Genomic DNA, 15,341 nt, shown 5'->3' on the forward strand with positions numbered 1-15,341 from the left:
CCGTAGAAAGTTACTTTTAAAAAAGCAAATTATCTACGATTTGTTGGAACACAGATGTGAGTCATCGCACCAGCGCCATTCTTTTGTAAAGAGGCTCTGGTGTCGAAACTCAAAAATTGAGCTATCCATTTATGGATATCTTAGAAGAGATAAAGGTATTAAACTAAAGCTATTAACAAATTTATACATCAACCATGATTCATTGTAAACACATATCTTCACTTCCATCAATACATGGGTTTTCTTCTGATAATTCAACTACTTTCGGGAACGACTCCGTGATGAACGCTGATGGTTTTCCATGCCAGGTTATGTAAAGTTCAAGCTCTGCTCTTGTCATACCAACAAAAAATAAACGTCGTTCCTCTTCTACTCCTTCATCACCGATAACTTTTGGTGAGGGTATTTGATCATGGTTGCAGTTAATGATTAGTACTTTTTTCCATTCTAGCCCCTTGGAGCCATGGAGCGTGCAGAGACATATGCCGCTTTGCTCTGTTTCACTTGATTCCTTCTTGTTACCCATGGTCATGCCAGCTGCAATATTTAGCATCTTAAGCCATCCATCTTTCATTGCCCAACGGTAACATGACATTAATGAAATCCGGGTTACTGACGGTTCACCTTTCGTATTGGACATCTTATACCCGGCCATTTCTAACCATTCTCTGATTTTTTTAAATCGGTTTTCAATTTCTTCTTTGATACGTGTATCAGTCATCATCATTGCCATGTGCTTGTGAAGCGTTTTGGTAAGAACTGATACATCAGGGGGTAATTCAATTTGTTGAAAAGTTACTTTTCTGGAACTCATCTGCTTCCAAACAGTGTCCAGAATTTGCTCATCTTCATTGAGGAAAGATAGAACTCGTTTCATAAGGCCGATGTTACTTGGCTGTCGGAAAAAGGAGAAGAGGTGAAGGATGTTGCTTGGTTCTAATGCTTCCCAAAAGGATTTCCCCCCTATCCTCGAAACCGGCACTTCAAGATAACTTTCCATTTTGTCGAGCGTGGTGTTGTTTCGGCTTAAAATAGCCCAATCATGTGGGTTTTTCTCTACCAACCCCTTGATCACTTCAAATTGGTCTTCAGCGTTATCCGATCTTATAAAAGTTACTTTTCCTTTATCCCCATGCCTGCCTGATACAAGACTCTTTTCATAGCGGGCTTTGTTCTTCCTGATCACAGTATCAGCAAATTTTAGTATCAATGGTGCGCACCTGAAACATTTGGTCAGGTGAAAAACGTTTGGGTTATACGTTTTATCGAATTGACGAAAGATTTTAACTCCCCCTGCATCTCTGAAGCTGTAGATTGTCTGGTCATCATCTCCAACGATAGTGGTGTTAATGCCTCTCTTCGCGTGCTCAGATATCCATGTGAACTGAATACCATCAGTGTCCTGTACTTCATCAACAATCAGATGGGTAATACTTAAAGGCCTCATTTTATCTGCACTCAACATGCCCACTACGTACCTTGAAAGCGAGTTAAAATCTGCAACATTATCCTTTTTGCAAAATCTCATGTACTCGTTGTAGAAAGCCACCTGGTCACGAGTATATTTAATCCTGATAATGTCCGGGTTCAGCTCACGGCCAATACCGTCAATGAATGGCATGATGTCGTTCACACTTTCATGATAGTTCAGATGCTTTTGTACACGTGATACCATAGCCATCTGCTTGTGACCTATCAAAAGCCCCCCATTCCAACCGGTCTGGGTTACCATTTTTTTTATAAACCCATGAAATGTATCGACTTCTATACGGTTGATAAACCTTGGTTCTATCATTTTTTGGAGGCTATTTTTTAAAGAGTCAGTTGCTGCACGGGTAAAGGTCACCAGTGATACCCTGGCCAAAGGATGGCGTTGAAAAATTGCTTTTGTTCCCTCCTTCATCGTGAATGATTTGCCACTCCCAGGACAAGCAATCACCATCGTGTTTTTATCCATATTCCGTATAACACGTTCTTGTTCTTCAGTACTTGACGACATCTTAACTCCCTCATGTTTCTGCATAGATCATGTCACATTCAGGAATTTTTTTTTGGATATATAGCCTTTTTTGAGTTTTTTTCATGATTTTATATCACCACCAATACTTATCCTTGTCTATGTCGAGTGTTTATCAATCACTCATGAAATTTATGGCTACTTACACGTCTTAAACACTCATGGCTTATGCCTGTTATTTTTAATGGTATCTAAAATACCCCCTTGCACCGGTGTTTTATTATGAAATAATCAGTTTAAACAAACCACTGGGACGCACTAATGAAAAGAACACTGACAGCTGTACTGGCCTGCTCTCTTCTTGCAGGATGCGCAACACAACCATCGAGTCCAGAAAATCGCATGTTCACTAAAGAACACGGTGTTTATTGGCATGCAGATCAAAAAAAATCCCTCGCCGCGAATGCGTATTCCCTGGCTGGGGTTCAGGTAAATGTCGAGGAAGCGGAGAATGCTTCGGGAGGCGTTGATGAAGGTCTTGCCTCCAAGATGCTTTTGAACACTGCTACTGGAGCAATCACCGGCGGACTTAAAGCAGGTATTGGTATGTTTACGGCCTCACTATACAGTGAGGCGGATGCTGAGTACCTGCAGGTGCCTCAATTTGTTGTTTTTGTAAAGAACCCACACAACCTTCCGATCGACGATTCGACACTAGTTAAGTCTGGCGCATCAATTATTATTGAAGCCCTCAAGGATATACCCAAATATAATAATTCGAATTATGACAGTCAGAAAGTAGCACTCAATCAATGTGTCGTCGTCAAATCTGTCATAAATAAATGGGATACTTGTGATACACCTTCTGCTGTAGCTGGCGCAGGTGGCAGTGGCAAAGAATTTCTCACATTCCAGGTCATACGCCCTGCTACCGGTGATGAACTATCAATTTTAAACTTGCCGAAGGGAAATTATTCAATCATTCGCTATATGGGGTTTGTTCCTAAAGATTTGGTTTTCGATACATCTTCGTTTCCTGGTTTTCGGTTGATGCCTCAAGACTCACGAACGTCTCCTGGCTTCGCAAGCGTAACTATTAACGGAAAAGAGTACTATTTCATTAAAGGTAGTCTTGGAGAAAGAGGTTTCCCTCTCAAAAAACGCATTGGATAAAAATACATAAAAAAGCAAAGCAACTATTAAAAAAACCGGGTTTCCCCGGTTTTTCTTTAATTTATTACAGCTCCGGTAACAGGGTCAGTGTAGACAGTCCCTACTTCACAAATTGCAGGTCTCGGCAAGTACGAGCAGTCGACATTCTCTGCTTTAAGTGCCTGAACATTCTCCTCTCTTGCCTTCGTCATATTGACATTACCACCCATTGATTCTAAAGCTCGCTCTGAAGGTAACTGTGCATTATCATTCTTATAAGGGCCCATATTAGCGACAGAACTCTCGGTGAAGGCCGCGTACTCATCAGGGACTTCTCCAGCTACAACTGCTGATTCAATATATTCAGTCATATCGATTTTATCCCAGTTAAGTTGCCGTACCTGTGAGATAGTCAACCCTACACAACCACTTTCTACAGGATTTATTCCTAATTGCGGATACGCCTGCTGCATAATAACTCTAGATAATAACGAGTTATAGCAACACATATCTGTCGCTTTTTTTATGCATTTCTTTGTGAAACCGACGTTGAGATATTTAACACAACGATCTGTATCAATGACAAAACATGCCCCTTGGTTTTTGTGAATTGATGCTTCCATTTCTTTTTGGTCGCATGCCAATAGCATCTCTAATAACATTTTAGTTATTTGATATGCTGTATAAATCCACCCTATTACGTTTAATGCAAGCATGAAATTTGTTACTGCCGATGAGAATACAGCCTGCCCTCCTGTTTCTGCTGCATTTTTAAAAACAAAGTCTCTGATCGTATCCGGCAACATGTCGTAAGCTTTATTCATCAACTGCTGTTTTATTGCAGCGAGACCGCCGGCCTGTAATCCGTCTTTGGTGAGCTCAGTTGTAACAGCGGAACCTCCACCTTCAACTGTTGATGAGCCAATAAGTCTCGATACGTTTCCTGTTATCGATTCATATGCAGAAGTTAGTGGTTCTGTCACACGTTGCCACATTTGTCCTACACTTGAAGATACACCGGAGGTCCATTGTCCGACGGCGTTCGTCATCGATGCCCACGTACCTGACTCACCACCAGTCCAGGTTGTCAGCTTTGCTGATATTTTTTCCCAGTTTGTGTTTCTGAGCATTGTCCCGGCTAAGATAATTGCCTCTAGTTTTCCGGCTGCACCTTTAGGAGCTTCGCAGCAATCTGTTTTTGCCAACCCGTTTACAAAGCCTACAGAACGGCCACACCATTGCTTCTCTCCGGAGAAGACAATGCAACTATTGGGGTCGTTAGGGTCACTACACATAGCATCGCCCTGCATGTTCTGAACCATGCTGCTATAGGCTGCGACCTTACCGAAATCACTGTTTTGTTCATTCGCACCGGTATTACAAGTACCTCCTGAACATGGGATCATGCCCACGCAGGTGTTTGCTTCGTTTGTTACTGTCACAGTCCTTGTTATTCCTTCATCACAGGTCCACTTTTGTTCGTACATGTAACATTGATTAGTAGCAGAATCGAACCATCCCTCAGCGCATGTTTGGCTGGACATGGTGCATGCAGAGTTTGTCGAGTATTTTGAACATGCATCAGGCATATTCTTTATCTGGTCATAGTTGTAACAAGCCTCATTGCCTTTCTCATCTTTAAGAATATTTCCTGATGAATCATACTGACATAATTTTTCTTTCCCTAACGGATCGCAAAAATATCCTTCTAGATTAGTTTTCCAGGTTAAGTTACCTTGGTCTCCTTCATATAAAGGTGATGCATATTGCAATATCGATTGTGGTAAACGTTTAGTGCCTACATCAAGATCGGCAAAACGATCAAACCTGCAAAATGAACCTGTTTGTTTAACAACATCGTAGCAGCCAGGTGGGTCCTGTATATGTTTATCTTCAAGTTTGATATTTTCAAAAATTAGTTCTACTTCAAAGTACCCTTCACCGTTACCCCCGACCCATACAGTAGATGACATTTCAACTTCGTGGTCACTTTCTTTGTACACGGATTCTGAAACTTGGCGCGTTATATCAATAGGTTCCTTTAATTTATTCGATTTATTTCTCTCCATGCCATTACGTGGTGGGCCATAACCAGGTTCGCGATATTCACCATCGATATGAGCAAAAATCTGCTTGCCATCAAGATTAACTTGCATGTGGTCATCCCACTCAGCATTTACTATGCTTGCTGATTTTAAGATAGCGTCCTGGTGGAAATGAAGCGTCATGCTATTGTCATAAACACCACCAGACCAGTAGTCATTACCACGCTTTCCGAACCAGATACGTATACAATTATCGCCACATACGCTTAGGTCACCATTACCACCAGAGATGTAAACTGGTACACTGAAGTCACGTGTAATAGTGCAACTACCATAATTATCTTTTTTAGGTGCGTTACAGTAATATTCCTTATAATCAGGAATATGTTTTTCTTTTGTTGTAGTTGTGGTCTGTGTTGAACAGTTTTGCAACCATTGACCCGTACCAGCCGCTGCGTTTGCTATTTCATTTCTGCCACTTGTAAACATTGGGTCATTTGGCGAAATATTAGGGGCTGGATTGGATTTTGTTGCAGCCACCAGCGAACGATATGCTTGCCCATCATAACTATTAGCAGTGAATAATTGACTCTTACGAGTTTTTATATCGTTAATGAATCCTTTCTCGTCACCATAACTATCACCGGCATTAAACTGAACATCAGCATTATTTTGCTCTGAACTATACATTTCAGCTGTATTGGTACTAGTGATCGCGCCTCCAGGATTGGGGTTGTTACTTATAGATATACTTCCATCTTGGTTACGTGAAAGTAACTTTCCACCGTTTTCTGAACCTTTTATGTTTATATTATTACCGTTCATGTTGGGTAGCATTACCGTACCAGCTATGTCCGAACCATCAGTTTTGGCATAATTCAAAACATCATCATTTGTGAATGTTTTTCCACCATATTTCTTCAGGTCCATTGACGAACTGTTAGTACTATCAAAACCATTTATTTTGTCGGTATAAGAAGGATTTTCACTATTCTTATATTTTTCTAAAATGTCCTCTGTAGTTACTGTTGAAGTTCTGTTCGCTGCAGGATTAGCAAGATCAAAATTGTTTTCCAGTTGTTCATAAATTTCGTTTGCCGCATAGACTTTCGGTGCCATCACTATATTGATAAGCGTGACATAATACGCCCAACTGAGCGTATTAGTTACGATTGACACAGCTACGGCTAAGGAAACTGCCCTTTTAAATTGCATCTCGACTCCTTAACCCAGCCACCTTACGCAGCAATCGTTATAACGCCAAAGCATGTATACATAGTTATTTACACCTATACGTTTTCGTCCGCCCTTCCGTGTCGACCAGTCATGAACAGAATCACCAAGCCTATGACAACATTCCGGTCCTTCCGCTTCCGGTACGGGATACAGCATCGAAAGCCTGTACTGTGATCTAGGCATGAAATAACTGAATCTGCGTTCGCACATAGCATCCTGGCCCATGGTTTTCATCAACATTCCTTGCCTGTGCAACTTGGTAATCATTCGTTGAGTTAATAATGAGGAAACCCTGACTGAATCGTCGTTTGCAAAAACATGGCCGGTTAGCGGATAGAGGTTACCATCACAACCTGCACAAAAATGGGCACTCAGATTGTCAGCCCCAGCTGTAACCTTCACACAGTCAGCCGCGCACCACATTGAAGCAATAGGATTTGCGAAAACAACTGCCTCAGGATTTAATACGAGCGTAAGCAGGTCATTTTCCCAGAGCGGGTCTACTTCACTAATGTAGGTAAGAGATGGGTCAATATAAGGCTCAGCGGTACAATCCCCCATAATGAGGAGCTTAAGCATCACCAGGATCGGAAACTCCCATAAGTGAACATCATAAAACCCTGCCTCATTACCCCCTTTTGGCCTGTTAGTTGCTCCTTTCCCCATATCGAAGCTGGAAGACTGAAGACTCACCCCTTCAAGGAATGGCGAACACCATGGGGACTGTACAACCTCTACTATTTTTACTGGTTGGAAAAACGACAGTTGCCATCCTACCTCTGGGACCCCATTTTGATCTGTGCAATAGCATACTGGCTGAGATGGTGCAGCCCCTTCTGGTGATGAGCCTACTCCCATAATGCGCATTGGAAAAATACAGCTCCAACAGATGTTTTTAATCAAACCTTTCCAAACACCAGCCGATTGACAGATTCCGCTACCCGTCTCCGCCCCAATCGCCATTCCTGGTAAAGCCAGGCTGAGCATGACAGCAGTGAATGCTGACAAAAGTAACTTTCGAATCATTGAGCGGCCTCTTTTTCTGATTGCTGATTTATACGCGTATACTCGCGTACATCTGCCTGAGCAAACTGCTGTACTTTGAAGTAGGTTCCTTCAACCGATATGATCGTAGGAGTGGACTTAATCAGGAACCGGCTAATTATTTCAGGATTGATTTTGTACATCTGCCCATAGAACTGGCCGCGCAACTCCTCTAAATGCTTCCAGCCATCATCACGTTTGATCCGCGTAAAAATGGGCATCACTTTTCCTTCGCCAAAACGGTGACGAAACTGTATTTTGGCCCATGTCAGCTGCTCGGAATTCATTGGGTCAAAAACGATCATTGTCAGTTTCTGTGGAAATTGAGCAAGAGGATTTCCCTTCTGCCCTGCGGCAGCAATGAGGTTACCTTGGTTATCTCTAATATCTTGGTTTACCTGAATTGTTGGGTCGATATACCAGATTTTATTCTCGTCAGATACGGGAAGGGACGCCATCCACTGATTTTGCCAAGTTGATTTTATTGCGTTCTTTTTGGCCGCCTCCCAGTCATATTTATTACTTCTCTCCTCAAGTTCCTGTACAATACTTTTCTCTTTTATAGGGAATGTTTGGGCTGAAACCGGGAAGGTTGTTTTTTCTGGGTTTTCCTCGATCTGTTTCATGAAATACTTAATGTTAATCGACCCACTAATCTTGTAGGTTTTATCATCTTTTCTGTACACCATCGTTGGAACTTCTTTTACGCTATACTGGGTAAAACTTTCCGGATCGAGGGTGACTAAAGGTTCTTTTTTTATTTTTGCTTTAGATATATAATCACGCAGCACTACCTGCATCTGAATAAGGTTTTCTACACCTTCCTTAAGCCCCCTGAACACCACGCGCGCATTGTTTTCCGATGCTGTTTTAATCAGGTCTATCAATACATAGTCTGGCATGCTGAATGATGCAAATATTGTCAAGCCATTATCAGTCGATAGTTCTTCATTTTTGTTGTTATCTAATTTACGTTCGAAGTCCTGTGCAGTAATCCCCGACTTCCCAAACATTTTTTCAACGTTGGAAGACTGGGTTCGCATTGACTCGTTTTTTGACTTGTTAATTGTGTCTGCCTCTTCAGAGAAGGCCTCTGTAGACTGATTCTTTTTTATGTCCTGCGCAATATCACTCATCGCTTCCGCTTCACGCAGCTTACCTGTGTGTTCTATCACCGCACGCACACTGTCGGAGACAGAGCTGGGATTGTACCGGGGTGTGCCGACAATCGACTCTATGCTTTGAGTCTTTGCATGATCAATAGAGTCATCGGCATATGACAGAGATGTAGCTAACAGGCAGCTAAAAAGTAACTTTTTAATACATTCAGAAGATGGCATATGCTTTTCCTGTGATTGTCGTTTCTGGTATTGTTCCCCAAAAACGGGAATCCCATGAGTAATCGGTCTGGCCAACTACGAAAATGTGTCCAGCTGGAACCGTGATTTCACGGTTCAGAATTTGCGGTTCTATATGGTATTTTTTAGCAATACGCCTTCCGTCAACCCGGAAAATACGGTCGCCATTTTTAACGTATGTTTCTGTAATCTGGATTTTGTCCCCACCCTTACCAGCAACGATTTTTATAACCTTCTCACCAGGTTTAATGAATCGAACATCTCTGTCCATGGTGAAGTTAATCATATCCCCAATTTCATAGCCCTTATCATATTTATCCACCATGTAATAATCAGCTGGAATACAGCCGTGCAAGAGTCCATGCCCCAGAGTGAAGCGGGAAAAGAACAGATGCATTAATACCGAGATGATCACCAGGTGCAGAATCAGTGATTTATCAACTCGTAAAACACCTCTTCTGTGCGGAGAAAGATATCTAAGGGACATCAACATGAGATGGGTCCTGAATGATTATTTCAGGATATTATGCCCGAAAGGAAGAGACCATTTGCTGAATAACAAGATGATTTTAATCATTTACCAAAAAAAATAGCCCCTGACTCAGGGGCTACTCAAGAGAATGACTTATGTCAGTTATTCAACGTAATGAAACTTGTCGCTGAATCACCGCTGTCATCGTAAGCAGTTATAGACACCACCAGCTTACCCTTATTTTGAGCTTTGGACAGTGTTGCAGTACTTCCGAACACACCACGAACCTGATCATTCACCTTCCAAACATAACTGGAAATCTTGCCGTCAGGATCACTGCATTTTGCAGTAAATGCCCAGCTCAGTTGCGTTTCAGTGTATGTCAGGTTACATGTAGGAGGCGTGTTCGGTATCACGTCAAAATCAACCACAACAACCCCTCTCTGACCCTGCGTACTGACAACGTCCATTTCCAGTTTATAACTACCTTCCATGATGTTCTCAAACGTCTGTGACCAGTAATTTTTGCCACCATCGACAGGCTTACCATTCAGCTTAAACGTTACATTGTCAATTGAGTCTGCCGAGTGGGCCAGCTTAACACTGGACCTCAAGGACAGGTCCAGCGGGGCCCTCATGAACTTGTTAGAGTATTTGGGAGTAACGCTAATTTCCATCGGACTCTGTTCGTTTACGATAAAAGTGTAATCAACCCGGGCTTCATTGTTCCTGTTATCCTTCAGGACATACGTCAACGTATGTGTACCCGATTTTGTTACCTGGAACACTTTCGTCCCGTTATTGTCGCTGGACAGCGTCATCACATTTTTGTCGTATTGCCAGTCCTGGGTGAACACAACTCCAGGATAAGAAACATCCACACCAGAGACTGATACGGTGAGTTCCGAAGGTATCATGGTGTATTTCAGTTTTGTATTCAGGCGTGGCTCCGGGAATTTGTATACCCAAGATTTTACGCTGATTTTCCGTTTTGCTATGGTTCTGTCTTTTGCCTCCGGCATGTAGGCCTGATACGTAAACGTTGCATACCCACGTTCATCTAACATGTCTTCGGTCAGGACGGTATCAAGCAGCCCCCCCTGTTTTACGCTTCCATCAGGGAGCACCCACTCCTGGACAACTTTAGCATCAGATGAGTACTCGATATTAGGGTTCGTGTAGGTACCCTGCAAAGTAACTTTTTTACCTACCTCTACCTGCGAGTTCCCCTCAACCTTAACCGACAATTTCTTATGCTTAATGACAGTGACACGAGCACGAGTTTCTTTCCAGGCCGATTTCCCGGCCATCTCGTCGGTTTCGGTATACCGTACTTTTGCAAAGATATACTTGGGCACCTCCGAGGACGTAATCATGTATTTAACCCCCCCCTCAGTCCATTCCTCACCATCCTCTGACCACTGGACTTCAACTGCACTACCTTGTACATCTTCATTGTTATCAGTCAGTGTCACCGGGATGCTGTGCCCCTCAAGAACCTTTCCAACCGAGATAACAGGTTTAGGTTCCCGGTAAGCAACCACCGTGAGATTATCGGTATATGAGACCTTACCTGTGTATTTGTTGGTCAGTTTGGCGCGGTAAAGCCACTTACCTACTTCTTTTTGTTTGATGCTTACGCTTCGAAGTCCGGTCATATCTTCAAGCGTATTCCAGGTTGATCCATTGTTACTGGACATCTGCCATTCAGTCGGACTCAGGGAATCATAATCATCGGTACTTTTCGTTCTGAATGAGACCATTGCTGACAGAGGAACTCGGCCTACAATAAGCGATTTAGACAGCCCACCTTCGAGGTTGGCCCCTTTATACACCCTGATACTTGTTGTTGATGTCTCACGTTTGAGTACAAAATCTTTAAACGGACTGCGTACCGTAGCCACTGCGATGATGCGGTGACTACCCAGAGTCAGATCGTCCATGTTGAGCTCACCGGTCGCAATCCCCTCAGAGTTAACGGGCAGATCACCGGTCAGAGGAGTTCGCTCAGTTACCGAAACATCTTTACCGGTTTCTTCATCCGTAACCCATTTAGAGGTAACTTTGTAAACCACCACATCCCACTGCCCCATTGTGGAGGCATCGTACAATGTACAGTTACAGCTGTTATTCCATTGGCCGATGTTTACCGATACCGGTACTTTCAAACTCGTTGCTGATTTACGCTCTGCAACTTTCATATAGGCACGAATACTGAAGTTTGGAACAGTATAAACTTTGAGCACACTGGATGACTTTATACTGGCTTCATTTTCGTAGGAAGCTTCGATGTTTACATTCGTTTGCGTCCACAATGGCGCTGCAGGTACTTTTATACGCTCAGAATAAGTTACCGGCGTATCACCACCTGATTTATTCTTGTAGGTTTTAGTTTCAGCGTCCTGGCCTTCAACCTTAGTTGTTAGGACAACGTTAGCCGGTACTGATTTTGCAAGCACCTTAGCTGCGTCTCCACCAGTGATATAAACCAGTGCTGTATCCTTACCAAGAGTCTCTACCGTTTTACTCATCTTGTATGAAATTTCAGGTGCAAACGGTTCAACGGCTTTAACGGTTTTACGGTTATGAGTGGCAATGGCTTTAGAGCCTTTTGTATTAATCACATAGACGTTGTAGTCAAGGACGTTATCGCCAACTTTAGAGAAGTAACCCGTCAGGCCAGGAACTTTAGACTTCGAGTAAAATTCGAGACCAGATGGAACGTTGTTCCACTGAACATAACAGGCAGTTCCATAAACCGCAGTTCCGAACTGGCTAAGAAACGCCTGAGCGTCTTCTTCAGTAGAGAATATCTTACAGGTATTCCCTGATTGCTGAGTAACCAGCGAAGTGTAAGGACGGACGTAACCGTAAATCGTAGACGCTGATTCGATGGACTTCAGAGTGAAAGTCATCGGCATATAGGTAAAATCGATTGAATAGGTTTTGGATATACCGTTAACATTCTCAGCAACAACCGTCAAAGTATGGACTTTGTTTGTTTCGAGTGACGGCATCGGCTTTAACCGGTAGATCCCTTTGACGTTTGTGGGAGTGTATGAAGCCATGACGTTATCAATGACAACGCTCTTGATGTCGGCAACACCCTCTTCGCCCTGGAATGCAGCAATAACGATCTCATTCAGGAAGTACACCTGGTCCCGCTTAACAAGCTCTGAGCCGTCCTTGAAAACGGAAACAGATGGTTCATCAGACAGTATAAGTTTAGATTCCGGTTCGGTATAACTGGAATCATTGCCCGCTGTATTAGACACAGAATATGTTGCAACGTAAGAAGCGCTGGCCAGATCGCTTATATCAAAAAAATAAACAAATTTACCCGCAACTTCCTGATATCCGGCGACAGGTTGAAGAGTTCGACGGGACGGAGTTGACCAAATTTTGTTAAAATTAAGCTCCGTACCATCATCTAAAGTAACTTTTGTCATTGGAGAGAAGCTACCATCAGGAGCAAGTGTGAGCGACATTGCAGCAGGTTTCCACCAGTCATTGGTATCTGACCGGGCAGGAACCGAGACAGCTACAGCGATCGTCTGCGGAGCAACGTAGATATCTTTATCTCCGATCTTGAATGACCGAGCTTCTTTAGAGACGTTCCAGAAGGTATTGTCTATCGCTGGAGCGCGGTAATCCCAGCTTAATCTCACCTTAGAGGTTACTGGTGGGGAGAAGTAATTATTGAACGAGTTTAAGGTTACGCCTACATCCCTGCTTCCGAAATCGGAACTCCCATCACTGATGCCTACGCTTCCGGTCGTTATAGAACATTTTGAGGCTCCTGCAGCAATGGCGCAGGATGTCCCAGAACCGACAGACGCGACCATATCGTAGTCTCGGGGTTCAACGGTTATATCAATATTTGAGAGTGTCTCGTTTTTAATGTATGACGTCAGTGTTGAACCGGAAGAACCGTTGCTCATTGAACCTTTTATAGAAGTAATCACAGGAGCTACAGGCGCAACAGTCTTGAAGTTGTACTCCCCTTCCTTGACTATGACTTTTTCACGTTCTGAGCCCGAGTAGTAAACGATTTGCCATGGAAGTTTGATATCCCCAGCGATGGCAGGGATGCCCTTCAGTGAGAACCCATTAGCAATCGGCATACCGGAATTATTAGGTAACCATTCAAACACACATTTCAGGCTACCAGCCGTACTTTTGACATTAGGATCAGAGGACACCTCGCATCCCTCAGATACCGGAATAGCTGTAACCGTACTTTCTTTCACGAAGGCCGTATTTACTTGTGAACTGGTAGAAAATTTGACATCTGGTAATGACGTTTCCAGGGTACCGGAAACCATTATCGATTCTGCGTTTGAAAAAGCACTGAACACAGAACAGAACATCAGGAAAGAGATTTTATTAATTTTAGTCATGGAACGCTCTGATCGTAGTTATGCCATAGTTACATCTAATGTATCCTATGAACAGAGCGTATTTTTCCCATTAAGGGAAGTATCTTCATTGAAATTCCCGTAAAACGGGAATGGCTGGACAGAAAAGTTACTTTTGTAGTTGAGCATTTGCATTAAGACGCATGCACGTTAGAACCGCGTCAGATGGAACCCCTGGATTTCGGGCCAGTATGACGGATAAGAGGAAAAGACCTAAGCGAAGGCAGGCGGCAGGATCAATACTAATTTTATGTATAAAGTTAATGTCTCGCTCGTCTTTGTTGATAGCTACAACGCCCCCCTCCAACATTGCTGTGGATTTACCATCAAAAGTAACTTTTACGTTTTTGTAGACTTGCTTATTATGGTGCTTTGTTTTTTTATCTTTCAGAACAGCCTCACGAGTAAGGCGAAGAAACGCCATACACAAAGCGATCACTTCATCATCACTCAGCTTTGTTGAAAAGGCCTTTTGCCCAGTCCAGTCAAACGCGCCCGGCTTAGATGCTAAAGGCCCAGCAAGGATAAGATTCACACTGCCATTTGTCTCAGAATAATTGAGCTCAAGTGCAGTCTTGCCGGAATTAAATACCTTTTCATTTCGGTAAGGTTGATGCTGTGGAACATCATTATTTATATTTTCCACCAAATATGTCCTTCACCTTCGTTGATTAAATCCTTCACCAGACCAATGTAGGTATTCCCTCCAGATTGCTTCATCGCAAAAATATAAGCACTGGTCTCTAGCATTAGATAGTCTCCCGATGGAGCACCAGGTGGAACCTCTGTAGAGCTAAGACTTTTAATGTACTCCTTTTTAACAATAGAAGGAATGTTGTTTATCATTATTGTTTTTTCATCAACGATCTTAAAATTCATACTGGTTTCAGCGCCCGCCAGACTTACGGCATGAACCGAGTTTTGCTTAAAGCTCGACAGGCTTGGTTTATTCATAGTTAGAGAATAAATACCTAGCAGGGTAATAAGTGGAACTATGAAGAAACTAACTTTTTTAATACTCACTATCTTCATCGTCATCAAATCCCCCTTGGGTCTGGCATGCAGTAATGTAAAGAATTCTAAGTTGATGTAGGAAATTTTCTGCTGTAGCACCACCTACAAATGTTATCATTCTGTTAATTCTGATGCCTGCATCTTCAAGTTCAAACTCAGCTATTCCACAATCCGACATTATTGTCATCGTGTTTTCATCTGGGTCTTCATCAAGCGAAGGGGGTATAATAATGGATAAGATAACAGTATCTACTGGAGCTATTTCCCAATTGTGTTCCTCTCGGGCCATAGGAATTATCTGAATAAAATACCCATCCAGGATCAAAGAAAGTGGATTGCGGGTGTTGTCAGCAAACCCAAAATTACTGGTTGCTTCTTCGAAGTTTAAGCCAGAGCGCTCAATAATCTTGAGAAGTTCCTGCTTTCGTACCCCATGGTAAATCATGCCATCTGTCATCTGTAGTTACTCATGTGCTTTGATGGATAGTGTGTCGCTAAAAATCATACCAAAAACAAAGTATTCCTACCTCAGCCAGAGTGAGAAAAAGTTAACTTTCGCTCTGAACCTGTAGGTTTATCTAATCTTAGCTTAACATGTAAGCTACCGATATCTGCACCGCTCATAATTCTAAGGGCTCGTATTAT

General features: G+C 42.7%; 10 protein-coding genes. 1 reads left to right on the forward strand and 9 read right to left on the reverse strand.

What is annotated here, in order from left to right:
- Positions 1 to 199 precede the first annotated feature (199 nt).
- Complete coding sequence (locus ABLV64_RS04855) at positions 200 to 1,999, reverse strand: ATP-dependent helicase (protein WP_094339776.1); 1,800 nt, start codon at positions 1,997 to 1,999, stop codon at positions 200 to 202.
- A 279-nt stretch (positions 2,000 to 2,278) separates the two neighbouring features.
- Here ABLV64_RS04855 and ABLV64_RS04860 point away from each other — a divergent pair, with 279 nt between their 5' ends.
- Positions 2,279 to 3,130, forward strand: coding sequence for a hypothetical protein (locus ABLV64_RS04860; RefSeq protein ID WP_048996106.1), 852 nt, complete (start codon positions 2,279 to 2,281; stop codon positions 3,128 to 3,130).
- 56 nt (positions 3,131 to 3,186) lie between these two features.
- Here ABLV64_RS04860 and traN read toward each other — a convergent pair whose 3' ends face one another.
- The 8 genes from traN to ABLV64_RS04900 all read right to left on the reverse strand — a co-directional run bounded on the left by traN (position 3,187) and on the right by ABLV64_RS04900 (position 15,153).
- On the reverse strand, positions 3,187 to 6,369 hold the full coding sequence (gene traN / locus ABLV64_RS04865; RefSeq protein WP_104457670.1) for a conjugal transfer protein TraN: 3,183 nt from the start codon (positions 6,367 to 6,369) through the stop codon (positions 3,187 to 3,189).
- Positions 6,370 to 6,378: 9 nt separating this feature from the next.
- A complete protein-coding gene (gene trhU / locus ABLV64_RS04870; protein WP_004026524.1) occupies positions 6,379 to 7,416 on the reverse strand; it encodes an IncHI-type conjugal transfer protein TrhU in 1,038 nt (345 codons plus the stop codon).
- Positions 7,413 to 8,774, reverse strand: coding sequence for a TrbC family F-type conjugative pilus assembly protein (locus ABLV64_RS04875; RefSeq protein ID WP_014386515.1), 1,362 nt, complete (start codon positions 8,772 to 8,774; stop codon positions 7,413 to 7,415). The genes trhU and ABLV64_RS04875 overlap by 4 nt, the downstream gene beginning before the upstream one ends.
- On the reverse strand, positions 8,761 to 9,285 hold the full coding sequence (gene lepB, locus ABLV64_RS04880) for a signal peptidase I (protein WP_004026522.1): 525 nt from the start codon (positions 9,283 to 9,285) through the stop codon (positions 8,761 to 8,763). Before lepB ends, ABLV64_RS04875 begins: the two co-directional genes overlap by 14 nt.
- A 137-nt stretch (positions 9,286 to 9,422) precedes the next feature.
- Positions 9,423 to 13,664 (reverse strand): Ig-like domain-containing protein, encoded by a 4,242-nt coding sequence (locus tag ABLV64_RS04885; RefSeq protein WP_004181790.1) that lies wholly within the window; start codon positions 13,662 to 13,664, stop codon positions 9,423 to 9,425.
- A 127-nt stretch (positions 13,665 to 13,791) separates the two neighbouring features.
- Positions 13,792 to 14,328 (reverse strand): hypothetical protein, encoded by a 537-nt coding sequence (locus ABLV64_RS04890; RefSeq protein ID WP_004181791.1) that lies wholly within the window; start codon positions 14,326 to 14,328, stop codon positions 13,792 to 13,794.
- A complete protein-coding gene (locus tag ABLV64_RS04895) occupies positions 14,316 to 14,720 on the reverse strand; it encodes a hypothetical protein (RefSeq protein ID WP_004181792.1) in 405 nt (134 codons plus the stop codon). The genes ABLV64_RS04890 and ABLV64_RS04895 overlap by 13 nt, the downstream gene beginning before the upstream one ends.
- Positions 14,695 to 15,153: a hypothetical protein gene (locus ABLV64_RS04900; RefSeq protein WP_004196672.1), complete on the reverse strand. Its 459-nt coding sequence runs from the start codon at positions 15,151 to 15,153 to the stop codon at positions 14,695 to 14,697. The genes ABLV64_RS04895 and ABLV64_RS04900 overlap by 26 nt, the downstream gene beginning before the upstream one ends.
- Between the last annotated feature and the right edge of the window lie 188 nt (positions 15,154 to 15,341).

The sequence above is a fragment of the Klebsiella sp. JB_Kp031 genome (assembly GCF_040064295.1).
Classification (GTDB): domain Bacteria; phylum Pseudomonadota; class Gammaproteobacteria; order Enterobacterales; family Enterobacteriaceae; genus Klebsiella; species Klebsiella quasipneumoniae.

Coding starts and splice junctions, on each gene's coding strand:
- ABLV64_RS04860 (WP_048996106.1), top strand. CDS start 2,279: ATGAAAAGAACACTGACAGCTGTACTGGCCTGCTCTCTTCTTGCAGGA.
- traN (WP_104457670.1), bottom strand. CDS start 6,369: ATGCAATTTAAAAGGGCAGTTTCCTTAGCCGTAGCTGTGTCAATCGTA.
- ABLV64_RS04900 (WP_004196672.1), bottom strand. CDS start 15,153: ATGACAGATGGCATGATTTACCATGGGGTACGAAAGCAGGAACTTCTC.
- lepB (WP_004026522.1), bottom strand. CDS start 9,285: ATGTTGATGTCCCTTAGATATCTTTCTCCGCACAGAAGAGGTGTTTTA.
- ABLV64_RS04885 (WP_004181790.1), bottom strand. CDS start 13,664: ATGACTAAAATTAATAAAATCTCTTTCCTGATGTTCTGTTCTGTGTTC.
- ABLV64_RS04895 (WP_004181792.1), bottom strand. CDS start 14,720: ATGACGATGAAGATAGTGAGTATTAAAAAAGTTAGTTTCTTCATAGTT.
- ABLV64_RS04855 (WP_094339776.1), bottom strand. CDS start 1,999: ATGTCGTCAAGTACTGAAGAACAAGAACGTGTTATACGGAATATGGAT.
- trhU (WP_004026524.1), bottom strand. CDS start 7,416: ATGATTCGAAAGTTACTTTTGTCAGCATTCACTGCTGTCATGCTCAGC.
- ABLV64_RS04875 (WP_014386515.1), bottom strand. CDS start 8,774: ATGCCATCTTCTGAATGTATTAAAAAGTTACTTTTTAGCTGCCTGTTA.